This window comes from Empedobacter sp. ULE_I140 (assembly GCF_053482575.1).
Window position 1 is genome coordinate 1,763,700 of the sequence record NZ_JBQMTX010000001.1, and the last position, 19,009, is coordinate 1,782,708.

General features: G+C 30.6%; 22 protein-coding genes. 10 read left to right on the forward strand and 12 right to left on the reverse strand.

The window, feature by feature from the left end; genetic code table 11:
* Positions 1 to 3: 3 nt before the first annotated feature.
* From ACTS9J_RS08335 to ACTS9J_RS08345, 3 genes are all read right to left on the reverse strand, one after another.
* Positions 4 to 270 carry a transposase gene (locus ACTS9J_RS08335; RefSeq protein ID WP_219033924.1) on the reverse strand — a complete coding sequence of 89 codons (267 nt, stop codon included), beginning with the start codon at positions 268 to 270 and terminating at the stop codon, positions 4 to 6.
* A gap of 55 nt (positions 271 to 325) precedes the next feature.
* Entirely contained in the window at positions 326 to 1,786 is a 1,461-nt protein-coding gene (locus ACTS9J_RS08340; protein WP_448353124.1) for a discoidin domain-containing protein, read from the reverse strand.
* A gap of 186 nt (positions 1,787 to 1,972) precedes the next feature.
* The gene (locus tag ACTS9J_RS08345; RefSeq protein ID WP_160279610.1) at positions 1,973 to 2,305 is read right to left on the reverse strand and encodes a DUF3060 domain-containing protein; all 333 of its coding nucleotides are present in this window, start codon (positions 2,303 to 2,305) and stop codon (positions 1,973 to 1,975) included.
* Positions 2,306 to 2,397: 92 nt separating this feature from the next.
* Here ACTS9J_RS08345 and prmC point away from each other — a divergent pair, with 92 nt between their 5' ends.
* The 3 genes from prmC (at position 2,398) to ACTS9J_RS08360 (ending at position 4,494) form a co-directional block, all read left to right on the forward strand.
* Positions 2,398 to 3,222 (forward strand): peptide chain release factor N(5)-glutamine methyltransferase, encoded by an 825-nt coding sequence (gene prmC / locus ACTS9J_RS08350; protein ID WP_125350425.1) that lies wholly within the window; start codon positions 2,398 to 2,400, stop codon positions 3,220 to 3,222.
* Positions 3,223 to 3,345: 123 nt separating this feature from the next.
* Complete coding sequence (locus ACTS9J_RS08355; protein WP_286494928.1) at positions 3,346 to 3,873, forward strand: hypothetical protein; 528 nt, start codon at positions 3,346 to 3,348, stop codon at positions 3,871 to 3,873.
* Between the two features lie 54 nt (positions 3,874 to 3,927).
* On the forward strand, positions 3,928 to 4,494 hold the full coding sequence (locus ACTS9J_RS08360) for a GNAT family N-acetyltransferase (RefSeq protein ID WP_219033998.1): 567 nt from the start codon (positions 3,928 to 3,930) through the stop codon (positions 4,492 to 4,494).
* Positions 4,495 to 4,529: 35 nt separating this feature from the next.
* Here the strand turns inward: ACTS9J_RS08360 and ACTS9J_RS08365 are convergent, their stop codons facing one another.
* The gene (locus tag ACTS9J_RS08365) at positions 4,530 to 5,342 is read right to left on the reverse strand and encodes a WG repeat-containing protein (protein WP_221857095.1); all 813 of its coding nucleotides are present in this window, start codon (positions 5,340 to 5,342) and stop codon (positions 4,530 to 4,532) included.
* A gap of 131 nt (positions 5,343 to 5,473) precedes the next feature.
* Here ACTS9J_RS08365 and ACTS9J_RS08370 point away from each other — a divergent pair, with 131 nt between their 5' ends.
* On the forward strand, positions 5,474 to 6,478 hold the full coding sequence (locus ACTS9J_RS08370; protein WP_448353125.1) for a hypothetical protein: 1,005 nt from the start codon (positions 5,474 to 5,476) through the stop codon (positions 6,476 to 6,478).
* Positions 6,479 to 6,511: 33 nt separating this feature from the next.
* On the opposite strand, the gene ACTS9J_RS08375 is transcribed toward ACTS9J_RS08370, so the two are convergent.
* Positions 6,512 to 6,859, reverse strand: a complete 348-nt coding sequence (locus ACTS9J_RS08375; RefSeq protein WP_219033995.1) for a hypothetical protein — start codon at positions 6,857 to 6,859, stop codon at positions 6,512 to 6,514.
* 90 nt (positions 6,860 to 6,949) lie between these two features.
* Between ACTS9J_RS08375 and lpdA the strand changes: the two genes are divergently transcribed.
* The 3 genes from lpdA (at position 6,950) to ACTS9J_RS08390 (ending at position 9,325) form a co-directional block, all read left to right on the forward strand.
* The gene (gene lpdA / locus ACTS9J_RS08380) at positions 6,950 to 8,341 is read left to right on the forward strand and encodes a dihydrolipoyl dehydrogenase (RefSeq protein ID WP_286494926.1); all 1,392 of its coding nucleotides are present in this window, start codon (positions 6,950 to 6,952) and stop codon (positions 8,339 to 8,341) included.
* A gap of 138 nt (positions 8,342 to 8,479) precedes the next feature.
* The gene (locus ACTS9J_RS08385) at positions 8,480 to 8,629 is read left to right on the forward strand and encodes a hypothetical protein (protein ID WP_280038151.1); all 150 of its coding nucleotides are present in this window, start codon (positions 8,480 to 8,482) and stop codon (positions 8,627 to 8,629) included.
* 150 nt (positions 8,630 to 8,779) lie between these two features.
* On the forward strand, positions 8,780 to 9,325 hold the full coding sequence (locus ACTS9J_RS08390) for a T9SS type A sorting domain-containing protein (protein WP_280038152.1): 546 nt from the start codon (positions 8,780 to 8,782) through the stop codon (positions 9,323 to 9,325).
* Positions 9,326 to 9,383: 58 nt separating this feature from the next.
* Here the strand turns inward: ACTS9J_RS08390 and ACTS9J_RS08395 are convergent, their stop codons facing one another.
* Positions 9,384 to 9,596 (reverse strand): hypothetical protein, encoded by a 213-nt coding sequence (locus ACTS9J_RS08395; RefSeq protein ID WP_115000930.1) that lies wholly within the window; start codon positions 9,594 to 9,596, stop codon positions 9,384 to 9,386.
* A gap of 92 nt (positions 9,597 to 9,688) precedes the next feature.
* On the opposite strand from ACTS9J_RS08395, the gene ACTS9J_RS08400 reads away from it, so the two are divergent.
* Both ACTS9J_RS08400 and ACTS9J_RS08405 read left to right on the forward strand, forming a co-directional pair.
* Positions 9,689 to 10,513, forward strand: coding sequence for a UDP-2,3-diacylglucosamine diphosphatase (locus ACTS9J_RS08400; RefSeq protein WP_416411121.1), 825 nt, complete (start codon positions 9,689 to 9,691; stop codon positions 10,511 to 10,513).
* Positions 10,514 to 11,488, forward strand: coding sequence for a glycosyltransferase family protein (locus ACTS9J_RS08405; protein ID WP_416411122.1), 975 nt, complete (start codon positions 10,514 to 10,516; stop codon positions 11,486 to 11,488).
* On the opposite strand, the gene ACTS9J_RS08410 is transcribed toward ACTS9J_RS08405, so the two are convergent.
* From ACTS9J_RS08410 to ACTS9J_RS08435, 6 genes are all read right to left on the reverse strand, one after another.
* Positions 11,485 to 13,026: a TrkH family potassium uptake protein gene (locus tag ACTS9J_RS08410; protein WP_180906655.1), complete on the reverse strand. Its 1,542-nt coding sequence runs from the start codon at positions 13,024 to 13,026 to the stop codon at positions 11,485 to 11,487. The genes ACTS9J_RS08405 and ACTS9J_RS08410 overlap by 4 nt on opposite strands.
* A complete protein-coding gene (gene trkA, locus ACTS9J_RS08415; RefSeq protein ID WP_180906656.1) occupies positions 13,026 to 14,393 on the reverse strand; it encodes a Trk system potassium transporter TrkA in 1,368 nt (455 codons plus the stop codon). The genes ACTS9J_RS08410 and trkA overlap by 1 nt, the downstream gene beginning before the upstream one ends.
* Before the next feature lie 20 nt (positions 14,394 to 14,413).
* A complete protein-coding gene (prfB, locus tag ACTS9J_RS08420; RefSeq protein WP_448353126.1) occupies positions 14,414 to 15,514 on the reverse strand; it encodes a peptide chain release factor 2 in 1,101 nt (366 codons plus the stop codon).
* A 26-nt stretch (positions 15,515 to 15,540) separates the two neighbouring features.
* On the reverse strand, positions 15,541 to 15,939 hold the full coding sequence (locus ACTS9J_RS08425; RefSeq protein WP_313097608.1) for a hypothetical protein: 399 nt from the start codon (positions 15,937 to 15,939) through the stop codon (positions 15,541 to 15,543).
* A gap of 33 nt (positions 15,940 to 15,972) precedes the next feature.
* Positions 15,973 to 16,380, reverse strand: a complete 408-nt coding sequence (locus ACTS9J_RS08430) for a DUF6146 family protein (RefSeq protein ID WP_312356920.1) — start codon at positions 16,378 to 16,380, stop codon at positions 15,973 to 15,975.
* 200 nt (positions 16,381 to 16,580) lie between these two features.
* Positions 16,581 to 17,459, reverse strand: a complete 879-nt coding sequence (locus tag ACTS9J_RS08435) for an IS982 family transposase (RefSeq protein WP_219034401.1) — start codon at positions 17,457 to 17,459, stop codon at positions 16,581 to 16,583.
* Positions 17,460 to 17,670: 211 nt separating this feature from the next.
* Here ACTS9J_RS08435 and ACTS9J_RS08440 point away from each other — a divergent pair, with 211 nt between their 5' ends.
* Positions 17,671 to 18,729 carry a 3-oxoacyl-ACP synthase III family protein gene (locus tag ACTS9J_RS08440; RefSeq protein ID WP_416411149.1) on the forward strand — a complete coding sequence of 353 codons (1,059 nt, stop codon included), beginning with the start codon at positions 17,671 to 17,673 and terminating at the stop codon, positions 18,727 to 18,729.
* Positions 18,730 to 19,009 lie beyond the last annotated feature (280 nt).

The following is a 19,009-nucleotide window of genomic DNA, read 5'->3' on the forward strand; positions in this document are numbered from 1 at the left end:
GCGTTATAGCTTTTTTTCGATAACATCTTTTAAAACTACGTTTTCTAAAGTAAGCTCTGCTACAATTTTTTTATATCGGGACAATTGCTTCTCTAGTTCCTTTAATTGAGCTAATTGATGGGCTTCCATTCCGCCATATTTACTCTTCCATTTATAAAAAGTGGGTTGGCTTATTCCATGTTCACGACAAATTTCATTGACTGTTTTGCCTTGATTTTGTTTTGATAAGATCTTGACGATCTGAACTTCTGTAAAATTGCTTTGTTTCATAATTATCCCTAAGTTAATAAACTATATTTTTAAACGTTCCGTTTTTTAGGGAAGATTACACATTTAATTTTATATTTGGTAGATTATTAGAATCAGAATAATAAGAAATATATCCTAATCCATTATTTTTCATTTCAATAGCATTTATTCCATTTGATAAAGGGTAGGAGATATCAGTTACATTTGCTTCCTTAGCAGAATCTCTAACACGTAAATATACACTTTCACCAGAAGGAATACCACTTACAAACATAACGCTAGTTGTTTTTTCCGAAAAAACTATTCCTGTTGGATTTTCGTAAGCATTGTAATTTCCAATTTTGTATTCTTTATTGATAGAAGCTATTGTTTTATATGCTTTATGTTCGTTAACACGATCTATTTTTTTGTATTTATTATCTAATAAACATTGTGCTAAAGATTTAACAAAAGGAGATGTAGTAATTCCATCAATTGTTTGTTGATTTACGCCTGAATTTAATTCTGAGAATAAATCATCTTTAAAAATTGTTGAATACTTTTTCTGATCAAACTTGTTTGAATTTTTTTGATAAAATTCCATCTTGGCAACACTTGCAAAATTTCCTTTGCCATCTAAAATTTCTAATTTGATAGAAGAAGGTTTTATTTGTGATGGAAAAGATATATTTCTTACATCATTTGTTTGCGTAAAATCTTGTGTAGAAATTTCAATATAAGTAGGGTCAGCTATAGTATTGTAACTAACTTTTACTTTTCCTAATAAACCATTTACTCCACCATCATTTCTTGGATAATAGATCATATAATCTAATGGTGTGTTTCCATCAAAAGCATAAATTAATGAAATAGGGAAAGTTTTTTCAGTAGAATTGTAGTTAGAATGATAAAGCGTATTGTAATCTCCATCAAATGATTGCTCTATGTTTTCCCCTGTTTGAAAACTTGATGCTGACGAACCTGTAACTAATGGAGAAACTTTCATATCCTTATAGTTTGAGAACTCATTTGTTTGTATTACACACTCCGAAGCTATTGGAGTAATTTGATCAGACGAGTAAAACTCAACTTCCGCAGCACTCGAGAAATTTCCTAGAGCAGCATTCACTTTTATTCTAATGACTGCTGGATTGATAATTTCTTTATCAAAATCAAATTTTTTAGATGTAGAATCTCCAGCCCATGTTATAGCACTCGTAGTCGCTGTTTTGAAATTTGTTGGATCACCTTTAGTTGAATATAAAATTTCAACATTTGTCCAAATTCCATTAGTACCTGTTTGCCTTGGAAAATAGGCAAGGGATTTTATAGATTTAACTTGACTGTTGAAACTAAAATCTAATTGATCTGGGATTCCATTTTGATTCCATTTAGAATGGTACATTGTCGTTAATATACCATCTGCGCTAAAAGTAGCTTCATTACCACTTTGTGCCTCTTGTTTAGAAGTAACACTAGAAACGGGCATTTTGTATTCCTGCGCAAAAGAATCTATACCAAGTAAAATCATACTTAGTAGGAAGTAATTTTTTTTCATAAATAATTTGTGTTAATTGATATTTTGTTGTTTAGACAAGTTAATTAATACATTTTATTTATAATCAGCTAGGAACCAATTTGAAAAAAAAATAAGGAAATGTTAAGAAATAAAGAATCCCTTTCTTTAATAATACAATTAAGAAAGAGATTCTAACTATTAAAGACATAATAAATGAAAAGATTTTTACTGCTTTTTGATAATTGTATTATTATTTCCCTCAATTATTTGAGGTAATTTACCATTTTTAGATAATGCTTTACGATAATATAATGTATTTCCTTCGCCAGCTAATTCAGCAGAAGTTAATCCATTAACAGATATTGTATTATTTGTTCCCATGATTTCAACTTTGGTACAATCTCCTTTCAAATTGATCACATGTCCACTTCCGCCAACTTCTACTTTTTGTCCCTTACAATCTAACGTTAGTTTTTTATTATTTCCATCAATTTCTATCTGCGCAAAAGAAAGGTGACTAATAAATAACATCGTAACAGCACATAATAATTTATTCATTTTCATTGTGATTTCTTTTTTGGTTACTTTTTAGAAATCAAGAATCGTGCACTTTCAATTAATAAAATCTAACTTTACAAAAATTTAACAAAATGACTTTAGTTGAGCTAAAACAATTGTTTTTAGATAAATTGCAATTACTATATGATAAAGAAGAAGCTTCTCATATTTTCATGATTTATGTAGAAGATAAGTTGAATCTTGATTTATCTAGCCGAGATGAAATTGAATTAACGACTGAAATTTTATCAGATTTAGAACAATTAAAAAAAGGTCAACCTATACAACATATTACTGGAAAAGCTTTTTTCTATAACGATTTCTTTTTTGTGAATGAACATACATTAATTCCTCGTCCAGAAACGGAAGAATTGGTTGAATTAATTAGAAATGATTATGCTCAAAATCAAGATATTTCTATGATTGATTTAGGAACAGGAACAGGATGTATTCCTATTTCGTTGGCAAAATTATTTCCAAATGCAAATGTTTCAGCATTAGATATTTCTGAAAATGCATTGAAAATAGCGCAATCAAATGCTGAAAATTTAAAAGTTAATATAAATTTTTATCACAATAATTTACTGGAAGACATTCAATTAAACCATAAATTTGATGTAATTATTTCAAATCCACCTTATATCCGAAATCTTGAAAAAAAAGAAATGCATCAAAATGTTTTGAATTTTGAACCTCATTTGGCGCTTTTTGTTGAAAATGATGATGCTTTAATTTTTTATGAACGAGTAATAGATTTTGCTAAAAATCATTTGAAAGAGAATGGTAAAATTTATTGTGAAATCAATCAATATTTAGGAAAAGAGACAAAACAATTATTTCAAAAATTTTATCAAAATGTAATCATTCATAAAGATATTTCTGGAAATGATCGTATGCTAAGTGCTTCTAATCAATAATTATCTATAAGAATCTTGTTTTATTTTCTGAAAAGATTTAATTTTAATTCAATAATCGTTCGCAATTTGGTATTAAAATTGTTAGAACTGATTCTATTATTAAAACAATAAAAAAAAACAACTATGAAAAAATTATTTGTATTAGTGGCAGTTGCTTCATTATCATTTGCTACTTCTTGTAAACAAGAAACTTCAAAAACAACTGAAACTAATGTAACTGTAGATTCATTAGCGAATGATTCTACGACTGTTATCAAAGAAACGACAACTACAACAACTACATTATCAGAAACTGATGCAAAAGCGAAAGTAGACGAAGCAAAAAAAGCTTTAGATGAAGCAAAAGCGAAAGGTGATAAAGCTGCAACAGAAGCTGCACAAAAAGCTTATGACGATGCTAATAAAGCGTGGATTGATGCAAAAGCTGCTGTAAATAATGCTGCGCAAGATGTAAAAGATGGAGTGAATAATACTGTAGATAAAGTAGATGCAAAAGCTAATCAAGCAAAAGAAGATATTAAAACTGTTGCAAAAGATGCAAAAGCTGATATCAATGCAGCTGCAAAAGATGTGAAAGCAGAAGCGAAAGAAGCTGGAGAAAAAGCAAAAGAAGGATATAACAATACGTTAGATAAATTAAAAGCGAAATAATTTCAAAATAATTATTGCTAACTTAGCCTTGAGAAATCTCAAGGCTATTTTTTTATGTTAAATTTTAGAGAAGCAACAAAGACAGATGCGTTATCAATTGCAAGATTGATGATGTTAGCGATGGATAAAATCGTTTATGATTTTATCGGAAAAACAGATTATGAAGAAGGAGTTTTATTCTTGAAAAAATTAATTGAACAAGAAGAAAATCAATATAGTTATCAAAATACAGTTGTTGTAGAATATGATAATCAATTTGCTGGAACAACAACTTTTTATGACGGAGGAAAATTAGAAGAACTTCGAAAACCTGTTTTAGAATTATTGAAAAATGATTATAACCAAATTATTCATCCGCAAGATGAAACACAAGCAGGTGAAATATATATTGACACAATTGCAGTTTCTGAAGATTTTAGAGGGAAAGGAATAGGTTCTAAAATATTGGATTATTTGATTGATGAAATAGGAAATAAGCAAGGCAAAACATTAGGTTTATTGGTCGATTTTACAAACCCAAATGCAAAGAAATTGTACGAAAGAAAAGGTTTTGAAGTGGTTGGGGAAAAAATGTTGATGAGCGAAAATCATGAATATATGCAGTATAAACCAAAACAATAGATAATAAAAAAAGAGCTTTTCTTAAAGCTCTTTTTTTATTTCATTACTCCTAATTGTGTTAAGATTTTTTCTTCGTACGGATCGATTGTAAATTGTTCAAATTTCACAAAATCTTTTCCATTTTTTAAGTAACCTAATTGATAATTTTGACGAATAACAGCTTGATTCTCGAAACTTTCTAAAATTGGTAATTCAGAAATTGGACCTAAAATTTGTTCGTTTTTGGTTGAAATTAAACCAAAATGCATCAAATAATTCTCTTTTGATAAGAAATATGGAAAATAAGCTAATATATCTGGACGCTCAATTTTTAGTGAAGTAGCTTCTCCAAAAGTGGCAAAATTTTGATCGACTGGCGTTAAATATTCGTATTGATAATCTATAATCAACTGATTATTTTTATCAATCATTCCCCATTTTCCATCTTTTTCAACTCCAGCTAAACCAGCTCTAAAATCTGTACAACCATCATATTCGAACGGGATCACAACTTGATTTAATAAATCAATAAAACCCCATTTTCCATCTTTTTTTACAGCACAAATATTTTCAATAAAATCACTTGTTAAATCATATTCGAACGGAATCAAAATCTGGTTAGATTTTGTGATAATTCCCCACTTATTCTCCTTTTGCGCGCTATAGGCATTAACAGTTGTGAGCACAAGTTTTTGATATTGAAACGGAATAATTACATTTCCTTCTTTATCTATTAAACCAAATTGATTATCAATAGATATTGGTGCCAAATTGTTGCGATCGAAAACAGTTAAATCTTCAAATGTTGTTGTTTCTTTGTGAACAAAATTGTCAAACTGGTCTGTATCTTTTGGTGATATTTTAGTCATAATTCTATAATTCGACGTAAAATTAATTAATCAAAAATTAATAGTTTGTATATAAATATTAAAAAATCCAATTTTAAACACTTTTTGTAAATTAAATTCTTCCTTTTGTAGGAAAGCTTAAAATATAACCTATGAATATTTTTACTAAATTATTTTTTACTGCAACTATTATAATGAGTAGTTTTGTTACAGCTCAACAAGATGGTATAAACATTATTAATTTACCGACTACGATAAATAAAGACTATTCTTTTGAAGGAGTATGGAAAATTTCGAATGATGGAAATACATCTAACTATAAAATATCTGGAGGAAAATTGACAAATTATTTAAACAAAACAAGTCAGACTTTATTTCTTGATTTATATTTTGCTCCATCAAAAACATCTGTAGATTTATATAATTTACCGAATAAAATCAATACAAACGCACAATTAGGGCAGTTAGAAGGAAATGGAACAAGCTTCAATAACGTTACTATTACTTTTAAAGCTTCAGATCTTGAAACATTAGCACAAGGAGATTATACACCAGTTTTGTTATTGAAAGAAAAAGAATCAGGTTCTATTTTGAATTATAAAGTTTTGAGTAATAAAATTTCTTTAGAATCTAATAATATTTTAATTGAAAAAGTTGTAAAGAATGTAGAATTACCTCAGGTTACAGATGCTAATACTTTAGCTTCTACAAAGAATATAGACGCTACTTTATCTGATATATATACACCTGTAGAAAGTTCTTTGAACATAGCGAATGTAAATAAAAAACTAAAATTAGTTGGAGGTTGGAAATTAGAAATTGATTTCAATTCGTTGATGGTTACAATTGGTGGAGTTGATAATTCTATACAGAATTTAGATTATAAACCTACAAATGACTTAAAATTAATGGTATATTTTTCAAATCAAAATATAACAGGAATTAAAGAAATAGACGGATTTGAACTTCTAAATCTAGATGTTTCACCAATTTCTGCTTTTACTAAAATTGAAAAGCTAAATTTTACTACAAATATCACAAAATTGGTTCCTGCGGGTGAATATTATCCTATTTTAGTATTAACTGAAAAAAATGAGGAAGGAGAATATGTGATGAAATCAACGTTAAGTTTAGGTGAAAAATATATTTGGCAGTAAAATCTAAATAATATAAAAATAAAAAAGCAACGATTATTTCGTTGCTTTTTTTGTTAAATACTGTTCAAATTTCAATCCTTTTATGTTATAAGGATCAAATCCTTTGTATAAATCTTCTAATAATTGCATTACTTGAAAATAAGTAAATAATACTGAATATGAAGCTTGTTCTTGGTAAACAGGGATTTCTACTAAAAATAAAAATCGATCATATTTCGAAATCTGAACAGTATTCCCATCTTGATTCATCAAACCAATATAACTTCCGTCATAATCAGGTAGGTTATGAAAAATCTCAATAGCTTGTGATAAACTACCTTCTAAAGGTAATTCAGTTTCGACCTGTAAGTCGTCAGCGTAATTTTCAAAGAATATTTTCACAGTGCAAAAGTAAGAAATTTTAATCTATTTTAAGGAATTCCTTTTTTTTCGGGTTATAATTATTAAATTAGCATTCAAATTATGGAAAAAATGAGTTACGACATTATAGTTATTGGAAGTGGTCCTGGAGGATACGTTGCAGCAATTAGAGCAGCACAATTAGGTAAAAAAGTAGCAATCGTAGAAAAAGCTGAATTAGGTGGAATCTGCCTTAACTGGGGATGTATTCCTACAAAAGCTTTATTAAAATCTGCTCAAGTATTCAAATACTTAAATCATGCAGAAGATTTTGGAATTAACTTACCTTCAGATATTTCATTCGAATTTGGAAATGTTGTTTCTCGTAGTAGAGGAGTGGCGGATCGTATGAGTAAAGGTGTTCAATTCTTAATGAAGAAGAACAAAATTGAAGTAATTCAAGGTGAAGCAAAAGTTTTACCAGGAAAAAAAGTAAAAGTTACTGCAGCAGATGGTTCTGTTAGTGAATTATCTTCAGAAAATATAATTATTGCAACTGGTGCACGCTCTCGTGAATTACCTGCATTACCACAAGATGGTAAAAAAGTAATTGGTTACCGTGGTGCATTAGCAATGGAAAAGCAACCAAAATCAATGATTGTTGTAGGTTCTGGAGCGATTGGAGTTGAGTTTGCTCACTTCTACAATACATTAGGAACAAAAGTGACAATTGTAGAGTTTTTACCACGCATTGTAAATGTTGAAGATGAAGATATTTCGAAACAATTACAATTATCTCTTAAAAAATCTGGAATCAATATCTTAACAAATGCAGAAGTTACAGGAGTTGATACAACTGGAGATTTAGTAAAAGCAACAATTAAAACTGCAAAAGGAGAAGAAATTCTTGAAGCAGAAGTTGTTTTATCAGCAGCAGGAGTTGTTCCAAATACAGAAAATATTGGTCTTGAAGAAGTTGGTATTGCAACTGAAAGAGGTAAAATAGTTATCAATGATTTTTGTGAAACATCTGTAAAAGGATATTATGCAATTGGTGATGTTGTAAAAGGAGCAGATTTAGCTCACTTAGCATCTGCACAAGGTATTTTATGTGTTGAGCATATTGCTGGTGAAAAAGTAGAACCAATCGACTACGGAAACATCCCAGGTTGTACTTATTGTTCTCCAGAAATTGCATCTGTAGGATTAACAGAAGCAAAAGCTAAAGAAGCTGGATACGAAGTAAAAGTAGGAAAATTCCCATTCTCTGCAAACGGTAAAGCTGTTGCAAACGGAGCTGCTGATGGTTTTGTAAAAGTAGTTTTTGATGCGAAATATGGTGAATGGTTAGGATGTCACATGATTGGTGATGGAGTTACTGAAATGATTGCAGAAGCAGTTGTAGCCCGTAAATTAGAAACTACTGCACATGAAATTATGAAATCTGTTCACGCGCACCCTACAATGGCAGAAGCTATTATGGAAGCGGTAGAAGATGCATATGGACATGCAATTCATATCTAAGAAATAAATTTAAAATTTATAGTTGAAGCAGCCTTTTGGCTGCTTTTTTATTTTACCAAATCGTTAATTTTTTGCGTTATGTATATTGAATTTGTTTTTTAACTATCTTTATAATAATAATTTAAAAACAGATATAATATGAAAAAATTTTATTCTTTAGTAGTAATTACTGCATTATCTTCTTTATCATTTGGACAAGTTGTGATTAGTCAAGTTTATGGTGGAGGAGGAAATTCGGGCGCAAAATATACGCATGATTTTATTGAGTTGTTTAATAGAGGCTCTTAAGCTGTTACATTAAAAGGTCATTCACTTCAATATGCTTCTGCTACAGGTAATGTTAGTGCAGCTAATACACAAGTATTAGCAGATATTACAATTCAGCCAGGTAAATATTATTTAATTCAACAAGCTAAAGGTAATAGTGGAACAGATGCATTGCCAACTCCAGACCAAATTCCTGCTACAGCTCTTGCATTAGGAGCCATGAACGGTAAAGTAGCACTTGTATCTAATGTTGATCCAATAACTGATGTAACAGATAAAGATATCGTTGATTTTGTAGGTTTTGGAACGTCTAATGAATATGAAGGATCTGGTCCTACTGCGGCTTTATCTAATACTGATTCTGCTCAAAGAAAGTTAAAAGGATGTCAAGATACAAATGATAATAAGAATGATTTTGACGTAGCTGCTGCTGCTCCTAGAAATGGACAAACGGCTGCAAATGTTTGTACAAATTTGAGTACAGATAATTTAACATTAACTAAAGCAGTTTCTAATACATTATGGACAAATACAGCTTCTTTCAATGCAAAAGATAAAACAACTGTAGAAGTTTATAATATTAACGGACAATTGGTAAAATCTTTCGAAGTTAAAGGTGTTCAAAATGTAGACGTTTCTTCATTAGTTAAAGGAACTTATGTGGTTAAAACAACTTCTAACGGAAAATCTTCTACTCAAAAAGTAGTAAAAAAATAAGAAAGAATATATTCTTAATCTAACAAAAAAGCGATTCAGTTTACTGAATCGCTTTTATTTATTCTTTTAATTTCTGAATCTTAAAACCTGCATCTGTCACGGCTTCCACAACCTCTTCTTCATCTTCGGTTGTTGTCACAGTCAGTACTTTTCGTTCATCAGAAGTATCAACTTTCCAATTGTCTTCACCAACAGCTTCGTCCAAAAAAGGTTTTACAGATTTGATACAGCTGTCACAATTTATATTTGTTTTGAATTTCAATTCGCTCATAACTTTACAATTTAGACTCAAATTTATAAAGATTTCATAAGATTAAAAAAACGTTTAAGTAATATTTGATTTCGAAATTTAAATAAAAATCAATGAAGCGTAATCTTGATGTTGTTGTTATTTCGGATGTGCATTTAGGAACTTTTGGTTGCAAAGCACAAGAGCTGTTAGCTTATCTACAGTCAATCAATCCAAAAAAAATTATTCTCAATGGTGATATTGTGGATATTTGGAATTTTAAGAAAAGTTATTTCCCAGAAACGCATCTTCAAATTATTAGTTATTTGTTAAATCTTTCAGAACAAGGAATTCCAATCGTTTATATAACAGGAAATCATGACGAATTGTTACGTAAATTTACCACAATGCGTTTTGGAAATATTCTTTTAACGGATAAATATATGTTGAAACAAAATGATAAAGTCGCTTGGATTTTTCATGGAGATGTGTTTGATGCATCGATTCAACATTCGAAATGGATTGCGAAATTAGGTGGTTGGGGTTATGATAAATTAATTCAGTTGAATTATTTTATCAATAAATGTTTAGAGTTTTTTGGAAGAGAACGTTATTCGTTATCTCAAAAGATTAAAAATTCAGTGAAAAAAGCGGTGAAGCATATCAATGATTTTGAACAAACTGCTGCCGAATTAGCGATCGAAAATGAATATGATTATGTAGTTTGTGGACATATTCATCAACCACAATTGCGAAAAGTAAAAACGGATAAAGGAATTTGTGTTTATATGAATTCGGGGGATTGGATTGAGAATTTATCTGCTTTAGAATATATAGACGGAAATTGGTCAGTGTTTTATTTTGAAGAACATAAACATACTTTGATGCAAAATTTAGAAGAAATCGAGTTCAATTATTCGTTAGATGAACTGATTGTTTCAATTCTCAATAAAAAATAAATGAAAATTTTATACGCTTTGCAAGGAACAGGAAATGGACATTTGGCTCGTGCGCAAAAAATGTTACCAATCCTTGAAGAATATGGAGATTTGGATGTTTTTGTAAGTGGTTCTAATTCACAATTACAACTCGAAAATTATCAATTTAAACATCACAATGGCTTGTCGTTGTTTTATAATCAGCTTGGGAAAGTTTCGTATAAACGAATTTTTAAGGAGAATAGTTTTAAATCTTTTTGGAATGAAGTGAATCATTTTCCAATTGAAAAATATGATTTAATTATTAATGATTTTGAGCCAATTACGGCACATGCAGCTCGAAAGAAAAAGATAAATATTGTTGGATTAAGTCATCAAGCTTCGCTTTTATTTGATGAAACGCCAAAAGTGAAAAATAAAACGGGCGAGACGATTTTAAAATATTATGCACCAACTTCTAAACATTACGGTTTTCATTTCGAAGAATATAATGATGCTATTTTTTTACCAATCATTCGAGATAAAATTAGAGCATTGCATCCAAAACAAGAAGATTACTATTTGGCGTATTTACCGAGTTTTCATCCAACCGAAATTATGGAGAAATTATCATTCATTAAAGACTCAAAATGGAAAGTTTTTTCACCTTTTGTGAAAGAAGTAATACGTCAATTTAATGTTGAAATTTATCCTATTGATGAACGTCTTTTTATAAAAGCGCTCGAAAATTGTAAAGGAGTTTTGTGCGGTGCTGGTTTCGAATTGCCTGCCGAAAGTATTTATCTTAAAAAGAAGCTTTTTGTGATTCCGATTAAAGGTCAATACGAACAATTATGTAATTGTGAAGCTTTAAAAATGATTGGCGTTGATTATTCATATGATTTGAATGTAGCACAATTGCAACGTTGGGTGGATTCGAATAAAATTATTGAGAAAGATTTCCCAGATCAAACCGAAGAAATCATTCAGAAAGTAATTTTAGAAGCATCCCATTAATTATTTTTCCAGAAAGCAGGCGTAAATAAAATTAAGATTGTATAAAGCTCTAATCGTCCCAAAACCATTAAAAAACAACATAATAATTTTGCACTATCCGTTAAAGAATTCATTGAAGTACCCGGACCAAATTCGCCAATTCCCGGACCTACGTTTCCTAAAGTGGAAGCAGTTAATGTTAAAGAGGCCAAAATATCTTGGAAACTCATTGTTATACCATAATTCAAAAGCGCAAACAAAATAGAACTCACAATCCATGTAAACATAAACATGACAAAGAATGCCATGACGTGGAAAACAATAGATTGGTTAAGCGAACGATTGTTATAACGAACAGGAATAATTGCGTTTGGGTGTAAAATACGCTTAAATTCGATCCAACTATTTTTTAATAAAATGACGTGTCTAATAACTGTAATTCCTCCAGATGTAGAACCTGCCGAACCTCCGATGAAGAACAAAGAGAAGAAAATAAGTGTGGTTACGGTTAACCAACTTGTGTAATCTTCCATTGCCAAAGCTGTTGTAGATGCGATAGATACAACGTGGAATAATGAACTTCTGAATGAATGTTCGAAATTAAACCACGAATAGGTTTCGACGGAATAACTAGGGTAAATATTGAAAAATAATACAACAAAAACGATAAATGTAACGACAGCAAGTAAACCAACCCACCAACGGAATTCTTCATTTTTCCATACTTTTTTGAATTGTCCTTTAATCAATAAATAAATCAATGCGAAGTTTGTTCCGCCCAAAAACATCATCACGATTAATACATATTGAATAAAAATATTGTTATTCCAATACATCAAACCTTCATTCTTAGTAGAAAAACCTGCCGTTGCAATCACACTCATCGAATGATTTGCAGCATCAAATAAATTCATTCCACCAAAATAAAGCAACATCGCAAAAAAAGCAGTTAAGCCTAAATAAACTAACCAAAGGTTTTTTGCTGTTTCTGTAATTCGAGGGTGAATTTTATCCGTATAAATTCCAGGCGCTTCTGCCATAAAAAGCTGTCGACCACCAATTCCAAGAAACGGTAAAATCGCAATCGTCAAAACGATAATCCCCATACCACCAATCCAATTGGTTGTACTTCGCCAAAATAATATACTTTTTGGGAGACTTTCTACATCATCATAAATTGATGTCCCAGTCGCTGTATAACCAGAAACGGTTTCGTAAATAATGTTGACAAAACTAAAATTCTCATTGATGATATGATCGTTTGGTAGAAATATTAACGAGGTAACATAGGGTAAACACCCCGAAAGAATCAAGAAAAGCCATCCGACACAAACTACGATATAACCTTCGCGTTTGTTGATGTGTTTTCTTCTGTCACGCGTAAAATACATCATTGCAGCTCCCGACAATCCCACTAAACTCCCCGAAACTAAAAAAGGGTAGAGTAGATGATCATTAAAATAAATGCTGACACATGTTGCAATAAACATAAAGAGCGCATTTAATAGTAATAAAACACCCGAAAGATTCAGGATTACTTTGATGTTAAGTGATTTCATTATTTAAAATATTTGGTCACTTTTGGAATTAAATTCGCTTGACTAAAAACAACGACGTGATCTTTTGGTTCGATAATGAAATCTTTTGTTGGAATAAATCCATCATTTCTGCGAACAATTCCAGCAATAATAGCACCTTCTTTAAACGGAAAATCGCTTACTTTTTTGAATGCGATTTCAGAATTTTCGTGAATACGGAATTCTAAAACTTCAGCATCTAAATCAGAAATTCCTGTTACATCCATCACAGAACCTTGTCGAATATAACGGAAAATACTATCTGCGGTTAAGAGTTTTTTATTGATAAAAGCGTTAATTCCAACTTCTTGACTAAGATGTATATAGTCGATATTTTCGACCAAAGCAATTGTTTTTTTAACGCCTTTTGATTTTGCCAAAAGACATGACATAATATTCGTTTCCGAACTTCCTGTCACAGCGATAAAAGCATCCGAATCAGAAATACCTTCTTCCAATAACAATTCTCCATCTCGACCATCACCATTGATAATCAAAATGTTATTTAAATCATCAGCTAAATCAAAAGCTTTGTTTCTGTTGATTTCTAATAACTTAACGTTGTGTTTGTTGTCTTTTAAAAGTTTGGCAACTTTGACACCAATACTTCCTCCTCCCAAAACAATTACATTTTTGAAATATTCTTGTTTCTTTCCAAGGATTTTATAAACTTCTAAAATTCCAGCTTTTTTGACAATAAAATAAACGTGATCATCTATTCTAAATTCAGTTTCAGCTTCAGGAATAATGGTTTGATACTCGCCACGTTCGTTGCTACGAATTATTGCAATTGGCATCAAAAGATTGTCTTCGCCACCTTTCGTCGTCAAATACATGTCTTTGTACTGCTTGTCCAAAATTTTACAATCCGCATCCAAAACAGTTCCAACCATAAAAAGTTGACCATTTGCAAACGGATGCATCGCATTGAAAGCAGATTGTTGAACAAGAGAATAAATCTCATCAGCCGCTAATTTCTCAGGGCTAATTAATGCATCAATTCCCATTCCTTGAACCCAAAATTGATTTTCTTTGTAAAGAAATTCAGGATTCGAAATTCGAGCTAATGTGCGTTTTGCCCCTAAATCTTTCGCAATCGAAGCACTTGTAAGGTTTGTGTTTTGAAGATGAGTGACCGATATAAAAATATCTGTATCATCAATTCCAACTTCTCGCAAAGCCTTGAAAGAAGTGATATCACCACGATAAGCCATTACATCTAACGAGTTTTCGATCATCAACAACTTGTCCTTGTCCATGTCCATGATGACGATGTCGTTCATTTCATTAGAAAGTAATTTAGCCAAATGAAAACCAACTTCTCCAGCACCTCCGATTAATATTTTCATGAAAGAAATTTAGGATAAAACTATTTTGACGTTTCTTTTTGTCCCATTAACATTAGGAACGATTTCAAGAATTCGTCTATATCACCGTTCATTACAGCATCCACATTACCTGTTTCAGTTCCTGTTCTGACGTCTTTTACCAATTTGTATGGATGCATCACATAATTACGAATTTGAGAACCCCATTCGATTTTCATCTTATTTGCTTCAATCTCATTACGTGCGGCCATTTTTTTCTCTAACTCAATCTTATACAATTCAGATTTTAACATCTCCATTGCACGTTCGCGATTGGCTAACTGAGAACGTTCAACCTGACAAACAACTACAATCCCAGTTGGTTTGTGCGTTAACTGAACTTTAGTTTCTACCTTATTTACATTTTGCCCTCCAGCTCCTCCAGAACGAGACGTTTGTAATTCGATATCAGCAGGATTGATTTCAATCTCGATTGTATCATCCACAATTGGGGAAACATAAACCGAAACGAAACTTGTGTGACGCTTTGCATTACTATCAAAAGGCGAAATACGCACCAAACGATGCACACCATTTTCTCCTTTTAGATAACCAAAAGCAAATTCGCCATCAACTTCTAATGTTACCGTTTTTACACCTGCAACATCACCCGCTTGATAGTTTAATTCTTTTACTTTATATCCATGTTTTTCGGCCCACATCAAATACATACGCAACAACATAGAAGCCCAATCACAAGATTCTGTACCTCCAGCTCCCGCAGTAATTTGAAGAATTGCACCAAGATTATCTCCTTCTTCTGAAAGCATATTCTTGAATTCTATATCTTCTAAAAGCTTAGCAACAACAGTATATTGTTCCATAACTTCTTCGTCACTTACCTCGCCTTCGCGGTTAAATTCTACTAAAACTTCGACATCATTTACTGCATTTGCAATCGTTTTGTATTCATCAATCCATTTCTTTTTACCACGTAAAACTTTCATAAAAGCTTCGGCTTCTTTCGGGTTGTTCCAAAATTCAGGTGAAGCAGCGTGTTCTTCTTCATTTTGAACTTCGATTTCTTTTTGTTCGATTTCCAAATATTCGTGCAAGTCTTGTGTACGTTTTTGGATGTCTTTTAGTAATTCGTTGTTAAACATAATTGCAAATGTATAAAAATAGGAGGTTAAGCATTAATCACTTTATCATCTTTTCCGTTCCAAGAAAGAATTTTATAAGTAAAACCTTCTTCCGTTTTAATTTCTTGGTCTTTCAGCATCAAAAAAGTATCGTCCCAATCGCCATCATCATAACTAATTACCCAGAATAATTGGTTAAACAACAAACCTTCCAAAATATACAAAAGTTCCTCAACAGAATCTACTTCGTAAGTTGTAAAAGGAAAAGAAGATTTGATCCAAATCTTATCATCATCCGAAGTCTGAATATAAAGATCTCCAAAAGTCGATTTGTATTCATTCTCGATATGAAATTCTAATAATTCGGTATCTTTCTTGTGAAGCCCTGTAAAATCTGGAATTGCTTCAATGATTTGATTGTATATTTTGATTGAAAAATCGTTCATCTTTCTAAAATTAGCTTGCAAAAATAAACGATATTATCTAATTCTGACACGATATTTATGTTCAATAAATCGAAAAAAGTTAAATAATTTGTATTCAAAATCATAACCATAGTCAATAGAAGGATCTAAATCTATACTTACTGCATACAAATCTGGATTATATGTCATTGGTTGCATATGTCGTTGATTCCAAATCATCACATATTGGCGATTTTTTTGTTCGTAATATTCTTTTGAATAATACTCTTTGGGTAATGCAGTTGTTTTTAAATAAATATCATATTGAGGATCAAATACAACAATATCATAATCACCATCTTCATTCGGCTCGAATTTTAATGAATTCTCATCTTTATTCGGAACTGAATTTTGTGCGGATTGATTGGTTGTGCAAGCAAAAAATAGGAGAGAAACGCTGATAAATAAAAATAGCTTTTTCATAATCTTTAATTTAATTAAATGTACTGAAAATTAATGATATTAAGTGTTTATATCTACATTTACACTTTTATTCTAATAATTTAGAATTACATGAATAGTAGTTCTGAAATATAAATGTTTATTTCATATTATTTATATATCTCTAAGAGACATTGAAAAATTATCATCATGAAATTTATTAATTTAACCCGTTGTGCATTTTAAATAATTTGGGTTTTTAGATTATTAATATTTCGATTAAAGTATGTTTTATTAATGTACTGAACCACAGTAAGAGCAGTAATTTTAGCTAAAATTCTGGTTTTAAACCCTTCGAAAGTCTTTGCATAATTTCGTCTAATCATAAACTGATCACATAGTTGAGAAAATAACGTTTCAATTCTTTTTCGATACTTTTTGAATGGACAAAACTGAGGTTTATACTCTTTTTGATTGGATCTTTTCGGTGTTTCTAATCGAATATTAGCTTCATTAAATAAGTCAATTTGAATTGTTTGCGACAAATAACCTTTGTCCCCAAGTAGCAAACAATCATACATTTGAGTTTTAACATCTTTCAAAAAATGAATGTCATGAACAGATGCGGGACTGATATCAATACTCTGGAAAACACCATTTAAAGAACAAATAGCATGAAGTTTATAGCCATAAAAAGACATTTGCTGAGAAGCACAAAAACCTCTATTTGGTGCACTATACTGATGTTCTTTGCAAATTTTCGAGCGATTAATTCTTGCTATTTTACACACTTCCAACGGCATACTATCAACTATGAAACAATTTTCAAATTCATTAAATTCTTTCGCTAATTTGAGGCGAATACTATTAATTTGCTCTGATAATCTACGTTTTCTACGATTGTAAATACTACGCTCAATTTTACAACTTAACGCATTAGGAAGATTTCGAAATAAATGATTTTCACTATCAATACCCATAAATTCAGCTGTTAAAACAAGACTTATGAGTTCTAAATCAAAAAGTTTAGGTCTTCTACGTTGATAAATTAAAAGTGTATCTGTGGAAATTTTTCGTAGAACTTCCAATATTCTTTCGTAATTTGCAAGTAAGTTGTTCATTGTAAATGTTTTGTGGTTAAAGCAATTTACTGATTTTCAATCAAATGAACAACTTTATTATTTAGTAATCAAAATGCACAACGGGTATAAGATATAATTTTGGTATAAATATAAAGTTTAAGTTAAAAATATGACTTTATAGCGATAGTTCTTAAAGTTATCCCGAGATTGTATCCGATAGCAGATTCTAACTCTGTTATCTAAAATATATATGACAAATCACTTTATAGGAATAGGAAAATATATTCCAACCGAAACAATTTCAAATCAATTTTTTGAAGAGCATCAATTTTATAATGAACAAGGAGAAATTTTAGACCAAAATAATGCTACAATTTCGCATAAATTAAAACAAATAACAGGAATAGAAGAACGTCGATATGCCAGAAAAGATCAAGTAACATCAGACTTAGGCTATATGGCAGCTGCTGCGACTATCACAAATGCAGATATCGACGCAGAAACTATTGATTATATTATATTCGCTCATAATTTTGGAGATGTAAAACACGATACGATTCAGTCTGATATGGTGCCAAGTCTTGCTGCAAGAGTAAAAAATTTATTGAAAATTCAGAATCCTTATTGTGTTGCTTACGATGTTATTTTTGGTTGTCCTGGCTGGGTAGAAGGTGTTATACAAGCCAATGCATTTATGAAAGCTGGATTAGCAAAAAGATGTTTGGTGATTGGTGCGGAAACGCTTTCGAGAGTTGTCGATGAACACGACCGAGATACGATGATTTATGCAGATGGCGCTGGAGCTGTAATACTAGAAGCTTCTACAAACAATAAAGGGATACAAGCCCATTTATCTGCTTCTTATGCAAACGAAGAAAAAGATTATCTGTTCTTTGGAAAATCATATAATTCAGAAAAATGTCCGAATACCAAATACATCAAAATGTATGGTCGAAAAATCTATGAATTTGCTTTATCCAGAGTACCGTTAGCAATGAAAAAATGTGTTGATGATAGTACATATAACATTGACGATATCAGTAAAATAGTGATTCATCAAGCTAATGAAAAAATGGACGAAGCAATTGTAAAACGCTTTTATAGTTTATATGATCAGGATGTGCCAAAAAATATTATGCCAATGAATATTCATAAACTTGGCAATAGTAGTGTGGCAACAATTCCAATTCTTTTGAAAATGATTATGGATAATGATTTGGAAAATCACCAAATAAATGAAGGCGATGTTGTATTATTTGCATCTGTTGGTGCAGGTATGAATATCAACACATTTATTTATCAATTTTAACGATATCAATCATAATAAGATCAAATTTCTAATCACAATTAGGTTAGAACTTTTTAGTCATATAGAATTCTCTAGAAATTAATACCATTTAATTCATTAAAACTTATTACCTTTGCAACGTACTTAAGAAGATATTTTGTCTTAATAGTTTACAATTGTATTCTTTATTTTACTTTTTTTAATTCACTAATTGACCTAGTCAATATAATTTTAACTTCTGTTTTCTAAAACGTATACTTGTAAGTTTTACTACATTATAATATAAATGTTGTTGGATAAT